The sequence below is a fragment of the Streptomyces sp. NPDC059003 genome, from assembly GCF_042740445.1.
Classification (GTDB): domain Bacteria; phylum Actinomycetota; class Actinomycetes; order Streptomycetales; family Streptomycetaceae; genus Streptomyces.
In genome coordinates this window covers 1-16,616 of the sequence record NZ_JBHYJH010000096.1, presented here as the reverse complement: position 1 = coordinate 16,616, position 16,616 = coordinate 1, and the positions used below count along the sequence as shown (strand labels likewise).

Here is a 16,616-nt window from a genome sequence, read left to right as displayed (position 1 = left end):
CCTGTCACTGACGGCCGCAGCCGTCCCCGTCACCACACCCGCCGTCGTCGTTGCCGCCCTGGCCGTCGTCGTCCTCCGGATCGGCCTTGATCGCGTCCAGCCGGAAGCGCATGGTGACCTCCTGAGTGTCCATGCGCCGGACGGTAATGACAGCAATGACGCAATTGCGCGACGATTGCACCGAATTGCTGCTGAGCTCAGGGCGATTGGTCTGCGTTGCGGATCAATGCGGGTCGAGAGATGTCCGGGCCCGGTGGATCAACTGGCGGGCTTGATGGCCTTGGACCGCTGATTCGGAGAGCCATTGCCAGGCGCGGCCGTACGGCTGGATGCCGTCCTCGTCGTCGAGCCACATCTCCGTGTTGATGGTCTCGACGATGACGAGGCGCTGGTCGTAGATCCAGAACCCATGGGCCGGTGTGCGGCGCAGTTGTGCGCTGAAGGGGATGATTCCCAGTTCCACGGTGTCGAGGCTGACGAGCCGATCGAGCTGGTCACGCATGACGTTCCGAGGGCACAGGAGCATATGGAGGGCACCCTCCCAGATCAGGAAGCGGAACCGGCGGCCGGGCTCGTACAGCGCTTCCTGGCGGCGAATGCGGGCCCGCACGGCGTCTTCGACGTCCTTGGTGATCTGGCGGAACTCGGCGTTGGCCTTGAAGACGTGGCGAGCGTATTCGGGTGTCTGGAAGAGGCCTGGGATCCGGGAGACCTCGAAACCGCGAATGACGCGAGTGGCGGCGGTTTCCGCGATGGCGACTTCCTGCCGGGCCCGGTGGCCGCCGGCCAGCTGCCGACGCCAGGAGCGGTACTGCGTCTCGAGCCCGGCAAGGCGGCCCTTCAACTCGTTCAGGACGTCCGGGCGTTCCACGGCAACGGTCCACATCCTGAGGTCGCCCAGTGACGGCGTCTGCTTGCCGTTCTCGATGCGGCTGACCTTGGAGCGCTGCCAGCCCAGTCGCTCGGCGACCCCCTTCCCGTCGAGACCGGCCTCGGCGCGTAGCTCACGCAGCCGCGCTCCGAGGGCGACTCTGGCGCTCTGGAAGTCCGTGCTCACATGGTGGAAGGTACCTGCCGCTGGAAGTCGACGGTACGGATCGCGTGATGCCAGGCGGCCTCACGCGCCTGGCAGGCGGCGATCACGGTACGGGGCTCGTCGATCACCTCGACTCCGAGGGTGGTGTCCTCGTCGTCGAAGTGGAACTTCACGACAACCTTGGAATCGAAGAGCCAGAAGTCGAAATCGGGCAGGCCCAGGCGCCGCGCATCCTGCCGGTAGAGGTTGCGGATGTCCTCGCCTGCGGCGACATTGCCCAGTCCACTCACCAGCAGGAAGCGCTGACCGTCAGTCGGCGGGTCGTCGACCAGGCGAACCCGCTCGAACCGCTTGCCCGCGCGGGTCTGGGACCGCACGTTGCGGCGCCAGTCGTTGTCGGGACCTCCGCTGATGTCCTCACCGTCCCGCCAGCGCTGCCATTTGGCGCTTCTGCGGTCCGAGGCGTACCCGCGACGTGTCTCCAGACGCCAGGCGGAGTACTCGAAGTCCTTGAAGAGGTGCGCCACTTCAGGGAAGGGGATCAGTTCAGGCTCAGCCACTCGGTCACTCCTTGGGCGCGAAGCGCGTCAGCAGCGCACGCGGGGCAGTCGCCGTCGTCGCTGGTGGTGCCGAGGAACCGGAGCGTCATCAAGGTCTCCCATGCGGCAGGATGGTGAAACTCCAGGGTGCACCGCCCGGTGAAGGTGCACGTGCCGATTGCTTCGGATTGCGCGGCGGACAGAGCCGAGGCCGGTTGCGGGCAATCGCTGCGGGAAGTCCTCCCTGTATGACGCCAACTGCTGGGCACACGCCTGAGCCATGGGACGCATACCTTTCCAGAGGAATCGGACCGATCCAGGGCGAGTTCCTGGAACTCACGGACCGGACGCGGGATTCGCGTCACTACTGCGCCGACATCGTGTGTGGCAACCTCCAGACGCCGGGCTACGCCCGCGCCGTCCTCCGGCGTGTCATCGACTTCCATGAGATCCCCGACGACATCGAGGCCGGAGTGGCCCGGCGCACGGCACGTGCACAGTTCATCGGGCAGGGCGGGCGGACGTATCACACACTCACCATCACCGACGGGTCGGAAGTCGCCGTCTACGAGAAGGCGTTCACCTGGCTTGAGCGGTCAGCCGTGTACGGCGACAAGGCTCGGGACCTGATCCAGGCCGAGCTGGGCGCCCTGGAGGGCTGAAAGCCCGCGTGTCCGCGCCGGTCCGCCCTCAGCCCTGCTCCCCGGATGCCCGCGAAGGCACCCGGCTCTCCCGCCACTCCGACACCGCCGTCCACGCCATCGCCCCGAACGCCCCCGTCCACAACGGCAGCCACAGGTCCCAGGAGATCCCCCCGTCCAGCACCCGCTCCACCAGCAGGACGCCGACCACGGCGAGCATCAGGCCCGAGCCGTACAGCTTGCGTCGTGCGAGGCGGCGCTGTTTGCGGGGGCCGTCGGCGAGGCGGTGGGCGTAGATCTCCACGTCGCCGAAGACGTCGGCGGCGCCCGCGCCGGGTGCCGCGGCGAGATGTGCCCGCGCCTCCCGCACGTGTCCGCGCGCCTCACCGCCGGTCATGGCGTGCCGCCCGCGCAGCAGACCCCCGAGCCGACGGAGCCAGGCTTCGTCGTCGCGGCCGGCCGGCGCGGGGGTGAACCACCGGTCGGCGACCCGGTCCGGGAATGCCACGGCCCCCGCGATCCACCCGCCGCACACCGCCATGAGCACCGGCACCGGCACGCTGAAGAGCCGCCCGTCAGGCACGAGCGTGGCGACCGCGGCCCCGCCGCCGACGACGCCGACCGTGGCCGCCGCGAAGCCGTAGGCGCCCTTGACGCGTCCGGCGGCGCCCGCGACGGTGGCCACGGCGACGAGGACGACGGCGACGACGACCGTGGCGAAGGCCGCGACGCCGCTTCCGCTCGCGTCCACCCACAGCCCGTCGCGCACCCACTGCAGGGCGCCGAGGAGGATCCCGACGCCGCCGATCGTGGCGAGCGAGGAGGTGAGGCGCTCCCCGGGGGTGAGGCCGTGCACGTCGGTCCGCGCGCGGTGCTCCTCGCCGACGCGCTCCTCGGCGACCGCCCGTGCGTACGCCTCGGGCTCGCCGAGCAGTTCGCGGGCCGTCCGCCCCTCCGCGCGCACCAGCTCGTGTGCCTCCGCGAGGACTTCGGCGGCGAGCCCGGCGGGCGCGTCGTGGTCGAGGACGAGCCGCACCTCCACGGTGGCCGCCCAGTCCTTGTCCTCCTCGCGGTCCCAGCGCGGTGCGTCGTTACGTGACCTGGCCATGCTCAGTCCCCCCGCGCACCCTCGTGCGCCGCCCCGTCGGCGGGGGCGGCCAGGGTGGCGACGGCGCCGGTGAACGCCTGCCAGGCGTCCCGCTCCCGCCGCAGCCGCTGCCGCCCCGCTTCGGTGATCCGGTAGTACTTCCGCCCGGGCCCGCCGTCCCCCGCGCCCCACTCGATCTCGACGGCGCCCTCCTCTTCGAGGCGGGTGAGCGCGGGATAGAGCGTGGCGGGCTTCACGCCGGTGAGGCCCGCGTCGGCGAGGCGGCCGAGCAGCGCGTAGCCGTAGCTCCGCGCCTCGGCGTCGAGCACGCCGAGGAGGCACAGGGGCAGCGCGGCCCGGGACCAGGCCGTCGGCACGTCCGCCGCCGCGTCTGCCGCCACCGCTGTCACTCCTCCGCCTCACCGACTATTACGGAATCCAGAATAGTCGGGCGCGCGGACACCAGGGGCAGGCGGGTGCCCCTGGTGTCGAGGCGACGAGGTGACGAGGTGACGAGCGGTGCTCGGAGACCAGGCTCCGAGCGGCGCTCAGAGGCCGAACTCCTGCGGGGACAGGCCGAGCGCCGCGCACGCCTCCCGCAGGACCTGCTCCTCGGCCGGGGCCACATACCCGTCCGCGCCCGCGACGACGAAGCCGGTCTGCACGACCGCCCGCGCCTCCGCGGGCTTCTTCGCCGCCTTGGCGATCTCCTGCATCACTTCCGCCTTGCCCTGCTGGAAGTTGAAGGACAGCTGGTCCACGTGCTTGTTGAAGCGCTGGCGGAGCTGGTCCGGCGGGAAGTTCTGCAGCACGTCGTTCTGCAGGATCAGCGACTCCACGTGCTGGCGCTCCGCCGGGTCGACCGTGCCGTCGGCGGCGGCCACCAGGGCGCACATCGCCATGCTCGCGTCGCGGTACGCACCGCTCTTCAGCTCCGACTTGAGCGAGGTGAGCTGGGACTTGAGCATGCTCACCAGCTGGGCCTTCGAGCCCCCGGACCTGCCGCCCGTCGGCCCGTGCCCGCCGGCGCCGCGCCCGCCCTGCGCCTGCTGGAGATTCTTGGCCTGGTCCTTGATCTTGTCCCACATCGCCATCTGTGCCACCTCGGCTTCGGTCGGTTCTGAACGTCGTTCTGCCAACGCCGTCCCGTTCCCCCGAAGTTCCCCGGCGGACTCCCCGTACCCGCTTCCCGCACCCGCTTCCCGCACCCGCTTCCCGCACCCGCTTCCCGCACCGGCTTCCCGTACCCGCGTACGGGACGGGCCCCGGCCGGTTGTATACCGGCCGGGGCCCGTCGAGCCGCAGTGCGTCACTGCCGGGCGTCGGATCAGACGTTGACGCCGAAGTCCTGGGCGATGCCGACCAGGCCCGAGGCGTACCCCTGGCCGACGGCGCGGAACTTCCACTCCGCGCCGTTGCGGTACAGCTCGCCGAAGACCATGGCGGTCTCCGTGGCGGCGTCCTCGCTCAGGTCGTAGCGGGCGATCTCGGCGCCGCCCGCCTGGTTCACGATGCGGATGAACGCGTTGCGGACCTGGCCGAAGTTCTGCGAGCGGTTCTCGGCGTCGTAGATCGAGACCGGGAAGACGATCTTCTCGATGTCGGCGGGCAGGCCCGCGAGGTTGACGTTGATCTGCTCGTCGTCGCCCTCGCCCTGGCCCGTGAGGTTGTCGCCGGTGTGGACGATCGTCTGGTCCGGCGTCGCCTTGTTGTTGAAGAAGACGAAGTGGGCGTCCGAGTAGACCTTGCCCTGGGTGTTCACCGCGATCGCGGAGGCGTCCAGGTCGAAGTCGGTGCCCGTGGTGGTGCGGACGTCCCAGCCGAGGCCGACCGTGACGGCGGTCAGGCCCGGTGCCTCCTTGGTGAGCGAGACGTTGCCGCCCTTGGACAGGCTTACAGCCATTGTTGGGAGTCCCTTCCCTAGTCGCCATGCATACGGGCTTCACTCTGGGGGCGAAGCTACCGGCACCCTTATGAACGCCGCGGGGGGTATCGAAGGTTCCATATGCGACCCGTCTTCTTTACCTTCTTTGCTGAAGCACGCGGCGGCATGCGTGGGCGGGCCGTGGCGGGTGGTGGCGTGGGGTGGCGGACACCGGGGAGGGGCGGCGGAAAACGGGTGTCGCACCGCGTGCGGGCGCGGGATCATAGGAGGCATGTCCGGTCGCGTTCACGTCATCCGCGGCTCGGTCTCCCTGCCGGAGGCCGAGCTCATGTGGCGTTTCTCCCGTTCGTCCGGGCCCGGCGGCCAGCATGTGAACACCAGCGACTCGCAGGTGGAGCTGCGGTTCGACCTGGCGCGGACCGAAGCCCTGCCCGAGGTGTGGAAGCAGCGGGCCCTGGAGCGGCTCGCGTCCCGGCTCGTCGACGGCGTCGTCACCGTGCGGGCGAGCGAGCACCGCTCCCAGTGGCGCAACCGCGAGACGGCGGCCACGCGCCTCGCCGCCCTCCTCGCCGAGGCCACCGCGCCGCCGCCCAAGCCGCGGCGCCCCACGAGGATCCCCCGCGGCATCAACGAGCGCCGCCTCCGCGAGAAGAAGCACCGCGCGGAGACGAAGCAGGGCCGGTCCCGCAAGGACTGGTCGTAAGGGACTGGTCGTGAGGGACTGGTCGTGAGGGACTGGTCGTAAGCGACCGGTCGTACTGACGGCTAGCCCAGCTGCCGGTAACGGCCCCTGAAGTACATCAGCGGCCCCCCGTCCGCGCTCGGCAGCTCCGCCGTCAGGACGCGGCCGACCACCAGGGTGTGGTCGCCCGCCGCCACGGTCTGTTCCGTACGGCACTCCAGGGTGGCGAGCGCGCCGCGCACCAAGGGGGCGCCGGTCGCCGCGCCGCGGGCGTACGGGATGTCCTCGAAGAGCAGCCGGTCGCTGATCCGCCCAAGCCGCGGCGCCCCACGAGGATCCCCCGCGGCATCAACGAGCGCCGCCTCCGCGAGAAGAAGCACCGCGCGGAGACGAAGCAGGGCCGGTCCCGCAAGGACTGGTCGTAAGGGACTGGTCGTGAGGGACTGGTCGTGAGGGACTGGTCGTAAGCGACCGGTCGTACTGACGGCTAGCCCAGCTGCCGGTAACGGCCCCTGAAGTACATCAGCGGCCCCCCGTCCGCGCTCGGCAGCTCCGCCGTCAGGACGCGGCCGACCACCAGGGTGTGGTCGCCCGCCGCCACGGTCTGTTCCGTACGGCACTCCAGGGTGGCGAGCGCGCCGCGCACCAAGGGGGCGCCGGTCGCCGCGCCGCGGGCGTACGGGATGTCCTCGAAGAGCAGCCGGTCGCTGATCCGGCCCTTCATCGCGAAGCGGCCCGCGATGTGCCGCTGGCTCTCGGCGAGCACCGACACCGCCCACAGGGGCTGCTCCGCGAGCAGGTCGTCCATGCGGGCGCCCGTGCGCAGGCTGACGAGGACCAGCGGCGGGTCCAGGGAGACCGACATGAACGCCGTGGCCGTCATGCCCACGTCCTCGCCGCCCGGCGCCATCGGGTCGTCCGGGTCCAGCGGGGGCTCGTGCGCCGTCACCAGGACCACGCCCGCGGCCAGACGGGACATGGCGGCGCGGAACTCGTCGTTGCTCACCCCCACAGGATGAAGGGTGGACGAGGGCGACGGGTTCGCAGTGTTCAAGGTCAGGTCGGCAACCACCCTTCCGACGCTAGTGCCCGATCCGCCCCCGCCGCATCGGCCCCCGGGCCGAGACCGGTCCTAGGGACCTCGTCCTAGGACCTCGCCGGACCCGCCGGGCCTCGCCGGACCCGCCGGGCCTCGCCGGACCCGCCGGGCCTCGATGGCTCAAGGGAGCCTCAAGTTCCGGGCTCAAACAGGGCCTCCCACCTGTGACTTGAGTCACAGGGCCCATATTTTGTTGACCCTGTGTACCGAGTGGGCAGCTCGCTGTGATTCAGTGACCGTGGCAATCGGACAGACACAGAAGCTGATGGCACACGAGCGCGACGAAGCGTGGGACACCGGGCCTCAGCGAGGACACAGAGGGCGCTGCGGATCCTGGAGTTGCTGTCGAGGTCTCGGGGAGAGCGAGCATGGAGACCGAGTCGGAGCCGTACGTCCGTCTTGCGACCCTGCGGCAGCTGCATCAGGTGGTTGCGGACCTCAACACGGCCCGCAGCCTCGCGGACACGCTGCAGACCGTCGCCGACGGCGTGGTGAACGGCCTGGGCTATGAGCTGGCGTGCGTCAATCTCGTGCGCCCGGACGGCGACCTCGTCGTCGCCGCCTTCGCGGGCAACCCCGCGGCCGAGGCCCTCATCACCGGCCGCGTCGGCTCCCGCGAGTCCTGGGAGCGCCGCCTGAGCATGGGCGAGGCCTGGGGCGCCCTGCGCTTCATCCCGTACACCGAGGGCTGGATACTCGACGAGGACGACGTCCCGCAGTGGTACACCGAGGGCCCCGAGCCCCGCTTCGAGGACGAGTGGCACCCCTCCGACCGGCTCTTCGCGCCCATGTACGCCACCGGCGCGTCCGGCGGCGAGCTGCTCGGCGTGATCTCCGTGGACCGCCCGCGCAACGGCCGCAGGCCAGGCGCCTGGGGCCGTGAGGCCCTGCAGATGTACGCCTTCCAGGCCGCCATCGCCATCAGCAACGCCCGCCTCCGCGCCAACATGCAGCGCGCCCTGGTCCGGCTCGAACGCGAGCAGCAGGCCCTGCGGGCCAGCGAGGAGTCCTTCCGGCAGGCCTTCGAGTACGCGCCGAGCGGCATGGCCATCGCCGAGATGGGCGGCGACCAGCACGGCCGCATCCTGCGGACGAACGACGCGCTCTGTCGCCTCCTCGGCCGCCCGGCCTCCCAGATGCGCCGCTACTCCTTCTCCGACCTCGTTCACCCCGAGGACATCGGGACGCTGCTCCGCACGTCGGCGGAGGGCGGCCGCGCCGAGCTCCGCTTCGGCCGCCGCGACGGCACGTACGTCTGGGTCTCGCTGCGGAACTCGGTCGTCGCCGACGCCGCCGACGGGCCCCGCTTCCTGCTCACCCACGTCGAGGACATCGAGGAGCGCAAGCGGCGCGAGCTCCAGCTCGCCCACCGCGCCTCCCACGACTCGCTCACCGGACTCCCCAACTCGGCGGAGCTGCGCGCCCGGTTGAGCGCCCGCCTGTGCCGCAGACCCCACGCGGGCCAGCCGAGCCCGGTCGACTCCCTCGACGCGGCGTACGACCACAGCGGCCTGTACGGCGGCAACGGCCACGCGGCCGGGCACGGGCACGCCCCGGCACCCGGCGCGCACGCCGGCGCCCAGGGGGACTACGACCACCACGTCCACACCGTCGCGCCGCCCGAGGAGGGCGAGGCCGACGACGGCACGAAGGGGCTCGCCGTCCTCTTCTGCGACCTCGACGGCTTCAAGTCGATCAACGACCGCTTCGGCCACCACACGGGCGACGCCGTCCTCATTGAGGTCGCCAGGCGGCTGACCAGCGGCGTACGCGACGGCGACACCGTGGCGCGGCTCGGCGGCGACGAGTTCGTGGTGCTCGCCGACGGGCTCGGCAGGGCCGACGCGCAGGACCTCGCGGTGCGCCTGCGCAACGCGATCATCCCCCCGATCCGGGTGGACGGGCGCGCGGTGCGCGTCGGCGCCAGCTTCGGCATCGGCTGGGCGCACTGCGGCATGTCGGCCGACGAGGTGTTGCACTCGGCCGACCAGCGGATGTACATCGAGAAACGTTCCCGTGCCAAGCAGCACCGGCGCGCGGGCTGATCATCCGGCTGATGTCAACGTCACCTTGGGCGGTCACCCGGAGCGGGTAGGCTCGCCCGCATCCGCGACGCGAGGGAGTGACCTGCGAATGACGCCCGGCAACAACGGCGAGCCCACGTCGCGCCCGCCCGAGGGCGACGACGACCCCTTCGGCTACCTGTACGCCGACGGCCAGGCGGCCGGAGCCACCCCGCCCCCGGGAGGCGGCGGCTATGGCTACCCCGGGCCGCGGTCGTCGTACCACCAGGTCCGTTCGGTCGGCGAGCGCCAGTACGGGCGGCAGGCACAGCAGCCCCCGGCCCAGGCGGGTTACGGCTACCCCCCGGTTCAGCAGCCCCAGCAGGGCTACGGCCAGCCCAACGCGCACTACACCGCCCCCGAGGCCCAGCCCGGCGCCACCGCCCCCATCCGGCAGGTGCCGCCCCCGGCAGCCCCCTCGGGCCGTGGCCGCGGGCCCAATACCAAGGGCCTGCTGATCGGCGCGATCGCGGTCGTCGCGGTCGTCTCCCTCGGCATCGGCGCAGCCATGCTGACCGGCGGCGATGGCAAGGACGACGCCAAGGGCGACGGGCCCGCGCAGCGGCAGAGCGAGTCTGCGCCGCCGAGCCCGACGACGTCCAAGGCCAAGAACAACCCGGCAGACCCCGCCGAACTCCCGAAGGCCGACGCTAAGGCCCTCAAGCTGGAGGGCGGCACGACGGTCGCCTCCGACATCGAGGGCGCGGAGTCCGACGGCGGTGTGTACGTGGCGGGGTTCAACAAGCCTGGTGCGCAGGTGACGTGGACCATTGACGGCATTCCGAAGGACGGCGCGTACACGCTGTTCGTGGGCTACGGGGTTCCGGGCAAGGACGCCAAGGCCACACTCGCTGTGAACGGCACGGCGTCCGAACGCAAGCTCAACTTGGGCAACTTCGCCAACGCCAAGGAAGGCGCCTGGGACAAGGGATGGACGCGGACCTACGCGTATATCCAACTGACCAAGGGCACCAACACGGTCACGGTCTCCTGCCAGCCGGGCGACGAGTGCGACGCCAATCTGGACCAGTTCTGGCTGAAGGCCGGTCATGTGAAGCCGTGATCGCGAACACCACACTGCGAAGCGCTCGGCTGACATCTCAGCCGAGCGCTTCGCGTTGTCCGCGCGACGCCGGTCAGTCAGGGGATCAGGGGCCCCAAACGGCGATGCTCCGGACCACGAAGGGGGTGGGGTTGGAGAAGTGGCCCGTCTTGATGTCGACCTTCTGTCCGTAGCATCCGGGCTCGTCGTAGACCGTGATGCGCTTGCCGGACTGATTCGACACCGTGCGCGCCCCTCCGTCGAGACCCGGTCCGGTGCAGCCCGGTGTGAGTTTGCGGTCACTTCGCGTCCCGCCGAAGCCGATTTTCACCCACGTGCACACCTTGCCCCTGGGGCAGGTCGTGGCCGAAGCGGGCTGCGCGGTGAATGGAAGGGTGGCGATCACGGCCGCGCCGGCCAGGAGAAGAGCGCGCTTCCTCACAGAGTCACATCCATTATCAGTGTGTCGGGCACTTATGTCGTGATCTTGTCATCGCCGTCGCCAGGCGACAACGGGCTCAAGCGACGAGCCGCTGGAAATGCGCCACCGTCTCTGCCATCGCTTCCCGGCCAGGCGCCACGTACTTGCGCGGGTCCGCCATCGACGGGTGCGCGGCGAGGAATGCGCGCACCGCAGCCGTGAAGGCCGTGTTCAGCGCGGTCCCCCCGTTCACCTTGGCGACCCCGCCAGCGACCGCCGCGCGGATCCCGTCGTCCGGTACGCCGCTGGAGCCGTGCAGGACCAGGGGGACGAGGACGTTGGCGTGGAGGGCGTGGAGCAGGTCGTGGTCGAGGGTCGCGGTGCGGGAGGTCATCGCGTGGGTGGAGTCGATGGCCACGGCTAGGGCGTCGACGCCGGTGTCGGTCACGTACGCGAGGGCCTCCGCGGGGTCAGTGCGGGCGCCGGGGACGTAGGCGTCCAGGGGGCCTCGCCGGACTTGCCGCCCACCTCGCCGAGCCGCGCCTCGACCCAGATGTCCCGCTCGCGGCCCCAACAGACGGCATCCGCCGTGGACTTGACGTTGTTGGCGTACGGCAGCTTCGACGCGTCGAACATGACGGAGCTGAAGCCCCGGGGGGGCGAGGCGGCCGCCTTGGAAGCGGACGGCGTTCTCGGATATCTGGAGGACGGCGGCGGCGCCCGCGCGCTCCGCACCAAGGGCGATGGCCTCGGCGTGTTCGAGGGTGATGAGTTGAAGGCGGCGACCTCGCGGCCCTCGGCGTGGGCGCGGGCGACGAGTTCGCCGGTGGTGACCAGTGGCATGTGACCCCAATTCCCGGGCGAGCGCGGCCCGTTTCCGTGGGGCACGCTGGTCCCGTGGAGCTAGCCCGCCGTCGGCGTGCCCGTGATCACGACCTTCGGCAGGACGTCCTCGTACACCGCCCGGTCGAACTCGCCTGCGGTCGGGGCGGTGACCGTTGCCGTGGAGAGGGCTACCGCCCGGGCCAGGCGCTGTGGCCACGGCAGGTTGTCCACGAGGCCGGAGAGGAGGCCCGCCACCGCTGAGTCGCCCGCGCCCGTGGGGTTGCCGCGGACGGGGGACGGCGGGGTGGCGTGCCAGGTGCCGTCGGGGGTGACCGCCAGGAGGCCCTCGGGGCCGAGTGAGGCGACGACCGTGTGGGCGCCCCTGCGGCGGGCGTCGCGGGTGGCCTGGGACGGGTCGTGGGAGCCGGTGAGCTCGGCGAGTTCGTCGGCGTTCGGCTTGACGACGTCGGGGCGGGCGGCGACGCCGCGGCGCAGGGGTTCGCCGCTGGTGTCCAGGAGGACGGGGACGCCCGCGGCCCGTGCGGCGCGGACGAGGGCGGCGTACGCGCCGACCGGGACCCCCGGCGGCAGGCTGCCGCACAGGGCGACCGCCGCCACGCCGTCGCCGCGCACCAACTCCCCGTAGGAGTCGAGGAATCCGGCCCACTCGGCGGGCGTCACGAGCGGGCCCGGCTCGTTCAGCTGGGTGGTGTCGCCGGTGCGGGCGTCGACGACGGCCAGGGTGCGGCGGGTGGGGCCCGCGACGGGGCGCAGGGCGTCCGTGAGGCGGTCGGTGCGCGCGAGGTGGTCGCGCAGGGTGCGGCCGGTGTCGCCGCCCGCGAAGCCGGTCACCGTCACTTCGTGGCCGAGCGCGGCGAGCACGCGGGCGACGTTCAGGCCCTTGCCGCCCGCGCGTTCGGTGACGTCCGTGACGCGGTGGGTGGTGTGGGGCGTGAGGGACGGGACGCGGTACGTGATGTCCAGGGCGGCGTTGAGCGTGACCGTGACGATCACTGCTTCACCCCCGGGAACACGGAACAAGGACACGTAACGCGCGTACTGCTCACGGCTTTCGGGGCCTGATCATGCCAAAAAGAAGGCGGTTGGCCCAGTCCTCGGGGCCAACCGCCTCAGCGGCTCGGGGTCAGCGCGGGTCGACGATCCATTCGCCCTTGCGCAGCACGCCCTTGAGCGTGAACTCGGCGTCCAGGACGACGACATCGGCGTCCTTGCCGGGCTCCAGGGAGCCGACCCGGTCGTAGAGGCCGAGGAGCTTCGCCGGGTTCGCGGAGATCGCGGCGACGACGTCCTCGACGGGCAGGCCGTCGACCGTCACCGACCGCTTGAACGCGCGGTCCTGGGTCAGCGTCGAGCCCGCGATCGAGCCGCCCTCGGCGAGCCGCGCGACGCCGTCCGCGACGACGACTTCGAGGGGGCCGAGGTGGTACGTGCCGTCGCCGAAGCCCGCCGCGTCCATCGCGTCCGTGATGAGCGCGACGCGGTCGGCGCCCGCGTGGTGGAAGGCCAGCTGGAAGGAGGCGGCGTGCAGATGCGTACCGTCGTTGATCAGCTCGACCGTGATCCGCTCGTCCTCGAGGAGCGCGGCGATCGGGCCGGGGGCGCGGTGGCCGAGGGCCGGCATCGCGTTGTAGAGGTGCGTGGCGACGGTGGCGCCCGCGTCGATGGCCTCGACGGTCTGCTCGTACGTGGCGTCGGTGTGGCCGATCGCCGCGATCACGCCGTGCTCGGCGAGGAGCCGTACGGAGTCGATGCCGCCGGGCAGCTCCGTGGCGAGCGTGACCATCCTGGCCTGGCCGCGGGCCGCGTCGAGCAGCTTGCGCACCTCGGCCGGGTCCGGGTCGCGGAGCAGCTCTTCGCTGTGCGCGCCCTTGCGGCACGGCGAGATGAACGGGCCCTCGAAGTGGACGCCCGCGATGTCGCCCTGCTCGGCGAGCTCGGAGAGCAGTCCGGCGCGCTGGGCGAGCGCGTCCATGTCGCCCGTCACCGTGGAGGCGACGACGGTGGTGGTGCCGTGCAGGCGGTGCGTGTGGACGCCGCGCAGGATGTCCTCGACGGTGCCGTTGGTGAAGGACGCGCCGCCACCGCCGTGGTTGTGCATGTCGACGAAGCCGGGGACCAGCCAGTGTCCGGTGAGGTCGACGGTCTCGGCGTCCGCGGGAGCGCTCCCGGCGATGCGCCCCCTCTCGTCGACGATCACGCGGCCGTGGGGGACGGTCCCGGTGGGCAGTACCACCTGAGCACCGGCGAGAACCTTGCTAGTGGCCATCAGGTGGTTACCTCCGTGAATCGGTGGGGGTTTCGGTGGGGGTTTCGGCGGGCTCGGTGGTGGGGGCGGCGAGCAGGTCCCAGGCCAGGAGGCCCGCGCCCAGGCAGCCCGCGGCGTCGCCGAGCGCCGCGGGGACGATCTCGGGCAGCGTCTGGAACTGCACCACGCGGTCCGCGACCGCCTTCCGCAGCGGTGTGAACAAGGTTTCCCCGGCCTCCGCGAGACCGCCACCGATGATCAGCGTGTCCGGGTCCAGCAGAGTGAGCGCCGTCAGGAGGCCGTCGGCGAGCGCGTCCACCGCGTCCTGCCAGACCTCGACGGCGCGGGGGTCGCCGGAGCGCACGGCCTTCGCGCAGTCCGCCGCGTCCGCGGCGGGGTCCCCGCTGGCGCGCGCCCAGGCCTCGCTCACCGCGGACGCGGAGGCCAGGCGCTCCAGGCAGCCGCGCTGGCCGCAGCCGCAGGGCGGGCCGCCGGGGCGTACGACGATGTGGCCGATCTCGCCCGCGGAGCCGTGGGCGCCCGGCTCGATGGTGCCGTCGATGCCGATGGCGCCTGCGATGCCGGTGCCGAGCGGCACGAACAGGAACCGGTCGGCGCCCCGGCCCGCGCCGAGGCGGCCCTCGGCGAGGCCGCCGGTGCGGACGTCGTGGCCGAGCGCCACGGGGAGGCCGTCCAGGCGGGCGCTGAGCCTGTCCCTGAGGGGTACGTCGCTCCAGCCGAGGTTGGCCGCGTACACCGCGATGCCGTTCTCGGCGTCGATGATGCCGGGGACGGCCACGCCCGCCGCGGCCGCGGGCTCGCCGAACCGGTCCAGGCCGTGGGCGTGCAGGTCCGCCGCGAAGTCGAGGATCGACTCGACGACCGCGTCCGCGCCGCGGTCGCGGCCGGTCGGGCGGCGGGCCTCGTGGAGCAGCGTGCCGTCCGCCCCGACCAGGGCGGCCTTCATTCCTGTGCCGCCCACGTCGAGGGCGATGACATGTCTCACGGGGACAGTGTCGCGTGTGACCCCGGGAGAGGTCTAGTCCAGTTTCCCTCCCGTGCGGCCGTTTCCACCCCGACGGGGGGCGGGCGGCTCCCGTGGGGGGTGCGCGGCGTCGGCGGGTGCGGCCCGGCCCGCACCAAGGCTCCCTGTCGGTACGGGAGTTGCGCGGGGTGGGGTGGACGGGGGCGTTCCGATTGGCGGCCGGTGCCGGAGGCGCCCGTGCGGCAAGGGGTGACCGCCGTTGCCGAAGTGATACTCGGGTGGTGTAGACCTGGTGTCTTGACGCGGGGGAAACTCGCAGTTCAGTGAGATCCGACGAGGGTGGGAAACAGCAGTGCAGCGGCGCGTGACGGGGCTGACGGCGGCGGTGGCCGCACTGAGCATGGCGGCGCTGCTCGCCGGGTGCGGCGAATCGAGCGGATCGGACGACGTGACGCTCAAGCTCGTCGCGGCCGACTACGGCGACTCGTCGGCGAACAGCTCCAAGAAGTACTGGGACAAGCTGGCGAAGAAGTTCGAGTCCGAGCACCCCGGCATCAAGATCGACGTCAACGTCTACTCGTGGACGGACGTCGACCGCAAGGTCAAGGAGATGGTCGCGGACGACGAGGCGCCCGACCTCGCCCAGATCGGCGCGTACGCCGACTACGCCGCGCAGGACAAGCTGTACAGCGCCGACGACGTGCTCTCCATCCCCACCCAGGCCGACTTCCTCTCCCCGCTGTCGAAGGCGGGCCTGGTGAACCGCGTCCAGTACGGCATGCCGTTCGCCGCGTCCACGCGGCTGCTCTTCTACAACGAGAAGCTCTTCAAGGCCGCCGGCGTCACCCCGCCGCAGACCTGGAGCCAGCTCCAGGCCGCCGCGAAGAAGCTGAAGGCGCGCGGCGTGAAGTACCCGTACGCGCTGCCGCTCGGCCCGGAGGAGGCGCAGGCCGAGACGCTCCAGTGGATGCTCAGCGGAGGCGGCGGCTACACCGACAACGTCGGCTCGTACGACATCAACTCCAAGCAGAACGTCGCGACCTTCACCTGGCTGAAGGACGAGCTCGTCGGCAAGGGCCTGACCGGGCCGACGCCGCCCGGCAAGCTGAACCGCGCCGAGGCCTTCGCCGCGTTCACGCGCGGCGAGGTGGGCATGCTCAACGGGCACCCCACGCTGATGCAGATGGCCGGCAAGAAGGGCATCAAGTTCGGCATGGTGCCGATGCCGGGGGTCAACGGCAAGGCGCAGGCCACCATGGGTGTCGCCGACTGGATGATGGCCTTCAAGCAGAACGGCCACCGCAAGGAGATCAGCGAGTTCCTCAACTTCGTCTACAGCAAGCAGAACGTGCTCGACTTCTCGCGCGAGTACGACCTGCTGCCGGTGACGACGTCCGCGTCCGAGGCCATGGCCGACGACAAGGAGGACTCGGCGAAGCTCGGCGGCTTCCTGAAGGAGCTGCCCACGTCGCAGCTCTACCCCGTCGGCCGGACGTCCTGGGCGCAGGTCTCCGTCCAGATCAAGAAGTACATCGGCTCGACCGTCACCCCGAACGGGAATCCCGAGGGGACGCTGGGGCAGTTGGATGCGCGGGCGGCGGCGGAAGACAACGCCCAGTAGCCCTCCCGGGCCGGGGAACGGTCCCCCCCTCCCACCCGCCCGCCCGTTTCCAGTCGTCCGCGGGGTGGACGCCCCCTGCGGGGGTTGCGCGCCGCCGGCGGCTGCGGGTCTTCGCGGTGATCGCCGGGGCTGACCATCCGCACTGCGCCGGGCCTTGCGGCTGCGCATGGGGTGGGTGGGCGGGGAAATCCCGCCGCGGAGCGGCGGGCCGGAGGCGCATCCGCCCGGTGAGAAGCGCATGGGGTGGGTGGGCGGGGTAGATCCCGCCGCGGAGCGGCGGGGCGGGGGCGTGTCCGACCCGGTGGGGTCGGTGGGGGGTGCGTCGCGGTTGTGGGTGGGTGCGGGTCGGTGGGGGGTTTCCGCCGCTATCGCGGCGGTTTGTTTCCCACCCGCCCGCCCGTTTCTGCCCTCCCAGGGGGTGGGC

17 protein-coding genes and 2 pseudogenes are annotated in these 16,616 nt (G+C 71.6%); 5 read left to right on the top strand and 14 right to left on the bottom strand.

Going from position 1 to position 16,616, the window contains the following annotated elements; translation table 11 throughout:
• Nucleotides 1-4: 4 nt before the first annotated feature.
• The 3 genes from ACFWZ5_RS28685 to ACFWZ5_RS28675 form a co-directional block, all read right to left on the bottom strand.
• A complete protein-coding gene (locus tag ACFWZ5_RS28685) occupies nucleotides 5-133 on the bottom strand; it encodes a hypothetical protein (protein ID WP_384792419.1) in 129 nt (42 codons plus the stop codon).
• A 90-nt stretch (nucleotides 134-223) separates the two neighbouring features.
• A complete protein-coding gene (locus tag ACFWZ5_RS28680; RefSeq protein WP_384792416.1) occupies nucleotides 224-1,057 on the bottom strand; it encodes a helix-turn-helix domain-containing protein in 834 nt (277 codons plus the stop codon).
• The gene (locus ACFWZ5_RS28675) at nucleotides 1,054-1,596 is read right to left on the bottom strand and encodes a DUF6879 family protein (protein ID WP_384792413.1); all 543 of its coding nucleotides are present in this window, start codon (nucleotides 1,594-1,596) and stop codon (nucleotides 1,054-1,056) included. The genes ACFWZ5_RS28680 and ACFWZ5_RS28675 overlap by 4 nt, the downstream gene beginning before the upstream one ends.
• 110 nt (nucleotides 1,597-1,706) lie before the next feature.
• On the opposite strand from ACFWZ5_RS28675, the gene ACFWZ5_RS28670 reads away from it, so the two are divergent.
• The gene (locus tag ACFWZ5_RS28670; RefSeq protein ID WP_384792411.1) at nucleotides 1,707-2,237 is read left to right on the top strand and encodes a Scr1 family TA system antitoxin-like transcriptional regulator; all 531 of its coding nucleotides are present in this window, start codon (nucleotides 1,707-1,709) and stop codon (nucleotides 2,235-2,237) included.
• Between the two features lie 28 nt (nucleotides 2,238-2,265).
• On the opposite strand, the gene ACFWZ5_RS28665 is transcribed toward ACFWZ5_RS28670, so the two are convergent.
• The 4 genes from ACFWZ5_RS28665 to ACFWZ5_RS28650 all read right to left on the bottom strand — a co-directional run bounded on the left by ACFWZ5_RS28665 (nucleotide 2,266) and on the right by ACFWZ5_RS28650 (nucleotide 5,206).
• The gene (locus tag ACFWZ5_RS28665; RefSeq protein WP_384792408.1) at nucleotides 2,266-3,324 is read right to left on the bottom strand and encodes a hypothetical protein; all 1,059 of its coding nucleotides are present in this window, start codon (nucleotides 3,322-3,324) and stop codon (nucleotides 2,266-2,268) included.
• Nucleotides 3,325-3,326: 2 nt separating this feature from the next.
• A complete protein-coding gene (locus ACFWZ5_RS28660; RefSeq protein WP_384792405.1) occupies nucleotides 3,327-3,704 on the bottom strand; it encodes a PadR family transcriptional regulator in 378 nt (125 codons plus the stop codon).
• Between the two features lie 147 nt (nucleotides 3,705-3,851).
• Complete coding sequence (locus tag ACFWZ5_RS28655; protein ID WP_384792402.1) at nucleotides 3,852-4,397, bottom strand: tellurite resistance TerB family protein; 546 nt, start codon at nucleotides 4,395-4,397, stop codon at nucleotides 3,852-3,854.
• Nucleotides 4,398-4,630: 233 nt separating this feature from the next.
• Nucleotides 4,631-5,206, bottom strand: a complete 576-nt coding sequence (locus tag ACFWZ5_RS28650; RefSeq protein WP_384792400.1) for a TerD family protein — start codon at nucleotides 5,204-5,206, stop codon at nucleotides 4,631-4,633.
• 253 nt (nucleotides 5,207-5,459) lie between these two features.
• Between ACFWZ5_RS28650 and arfB the strand changes: the two genes are divergently transcribed.
• Nucleotides 5,460-5,891 carry an alternative ribosome rescue aminoacyl-tRNA hydrolase ArfB gene (arfB, locus tag ACFWZ5_RS28645; protein ID WP_384891526.1) on the top strand — a complete coding sequence of 144 codons (432 nt, stop codon included), beginning with the start codon at nucleotides 5,460-5,462 and terminating at the stop codon, nucleotides 5,889-5,891.
• Between the two features lie 62 nt (nucleotides 5,892-5,953).
• Here the strand turns inward: arfB and ACFWZ5_RS28640 are convergent.
• Nucleotides 5,954-6,184: pseudogene (locus tag ACFWZ5_RS28640) on the bottom strand (flavin reductase family protein); the annotation flags it as partial.
• 173 nt (nucleotides 6,185-6,357) lie between these two features.
• Complete coding sequence (locus ACFWZ5_RS28635) at nucleotides 6,358-6,876, bottom strand: flavin reductase family protein (RefSeq protein WP_384891523.1); 519 nt, start codon at nucleotides 6,874-6,876, stop codon at nucleotides 6,358-6,360.
• 461 nt (nucleotides 6,877-7,337) lie between these two features.
• Here ACFWZ5_RS28635 and cdgB point away from each other — a divergent pair, with 461 nt between their 5' ends.
• Together cdgB and ACFWZ5_RS28625 are read left to right on the top strand one after the other, a co-directional pair.
• Complete coding sequence (gene cdgB / locus ACFWZ5_RS28630) at nucleotides 7,338-9,014, top strand: diguanylate cyclase CdgB (protein WP_384792397.1); 1,677 nt, start codon at nucleotides 7,338-7,340, stop codon at nucleotides 9,012-9,014.
• An 88-nt stretch (nucleotides 9,015-9,102) separates the two neighbouring features.
• Complete coding sequence (locus ACFWZ5_RS28625; protein WP_384792394.1) at nucleotides 9,103-10,095, top strand: carbohydrate-binding protein; 993 nt, start codon at nucleotides 9,103-9,105, stop codon at nucleotides 10,093-10,095.
• An 85-nt stretch (nucleotides 10,096-10,180) separates the two neighbouring features.
• Here the strand turns inward: ACFWZ5_RS28625 and ACFWZ5_RS28620 are convergent, their stop codons facing one another.
• The 5 genes and pseudogenes from ACFWZ5_RS28620 to ACFWZ5_RS28600 all read right to left on the bottom strand — a co-directional run bounded on the left by ACFWZ5_RS28620 (nucleotide 10,181) and on the right by ACFWZ5_RS28600 (nucleotide 14,592).
• Nucleotides 10,181-10,480 carry a peptidase inhibitor family I36 protein gene (locus tag ACFWZ5_RS28620; protein ID WP_384792391.1) on the bottom strand — a complete coding sequence of 100 codons (300 nt, stop codon included), beginning with the start codon at nucleotides 10,478-10,480 and terminating at the stop codon, nucleotides 10,181-10,183.
• A gap of 112 nt (nucleotides 10,481-10,592) precedes the next feature.
• A pseudogene (locus ACFWZ5_RS28615) lies at nucleotides 10,593-11,338 on the bottom strand (class II fructose-bisphosphate aldolase).
• 60 nt (nucleotides 11,339-11,398) lie between these two features.
• A complete protein-coding gene (locus tag ACFWZ5_RS28610; protein WP_384792388.1) occupies nucleotides 11,399-12,334 on the bottom strand; it encodes a 1-phosphofructokinase family hexose kinase in 936 nt (311 codons plus the stop codon).
• A gap of 130 nt (nucleotides 12,335-12,464) precedes the next feature.
• Nucleotides 12,465-13,607, bottom strand: coding sequence for an N-acetylglucosamine-6-phosphate deacetylase (gene nagA, locus ACFWZ5_RS28605; RefSeq protein WP_384792385.1), 1,143 nt, complete (start codon nucleotides 13,605-13,607; stop codon nucleotides 12,465-12,467).
• Nucleotides 13,608-13,614: 7 nt separating this feature from the next.
• Complete coding sequence (locus ACFWZ5_RS28600) at nucleotides 13,615-14,592, bottom strand: ROK family protein (protein ID WP_384792382.1); 978 nt, start codon at nucleotides 14,590-14,592, stop codon at nucleotides 13,615-13,617.
• A 379-nt stretch (nucleotides 14,593-14,971) separates the two neighbouring features.
• On the opposite strand from ACFWZ5_RS28600, the gene ACFWZ5_RS28595 reads away from it, so the two are divergent.
• Nucleotides 14,972-16,192, top strand: coding sequence for an ABC transporter substrate-binding protein (locus ACFWZ5_RS28595; protein ID WP_384792505.1), 1,221 nt, complete (start codon nucleotides 14,972-14,974; stop codon nucleotides 16,190-16,192).
• The last annotated feature ends 424 nt before the right edge of the window (nucleotides 16,193-16,616 follow it).

Coding starts and splice junctions, on each gene's coding strand:
- ACFWZ5_RS28685 (WP_384792419.1), bottom strand. CDS start 133: ATGGACACTCAGGAGGTCACCATGCGCTTCCGGCTGGACGCGATCAAG.
- ACFWZ5_RS28670 (WP_384792411.1), top strand. CDS start 1,707: ATGGTGAAACTCCAGGGTGCACCGCCCGGTGAAGGTGCACGTGCCGAT.
- ACFWZ5_RS28665 (WP_384792408.1), bottom strand. CDS start 3,324: ATGGCCAGGTCACGTAACGACGCACCGCGCTGGGACCGCGAGGAGGAC.
- ACFWZ5_RS28655 (WP_384792402.1), bottom strand. CDS start 4,397: ATGGCGATGTGGGACAAGATCAAGGACCAGGCCAAGAATCTCCAGCAG.
- ACFWZ5_RS28650 (WP_384792400.1), bottom strand. CDS start 5,206: ATGGCTGTAAGCCTGTCCAAGGGCGGCAACGTCTCGCTCACCAAGGAG.
- arfB (WP_384891526.1), top strand. CDS start 5,460: ATGTCCGGTCGCGTTCACGTCATCCGCGGCTCGGTCTCCCTGCCGGAG.
- cdgB (WP_384792397.1), top strand. CDS start 7,338: ATGGAGACCGAGTCGGAGCCGTACGTCCGTCTTGCGACCCTGCGGCAG.
- ACFWZ5_RS28625 (WP_384792394.1), top strand. CDS start 9,103: ATGACGCCCGGCAACAACGGCGAGCCCACGTCGCGCCCGCCCGAGGGC.
- nagA (WP_384792385.1), bottom strand. CDS start 13,607: ATGGCCACTAGCAAGGTTCTCGCCGGTGCTCAGGTGGTACTGCCCACC.
- ACFWZ5_RS28595 (WP_384792505.1), top strand. CDS start 14,972: ATGGCGGCGCTGCTCGCCGGGTGCGGCGAATCGAGCGGATCGGACGAC.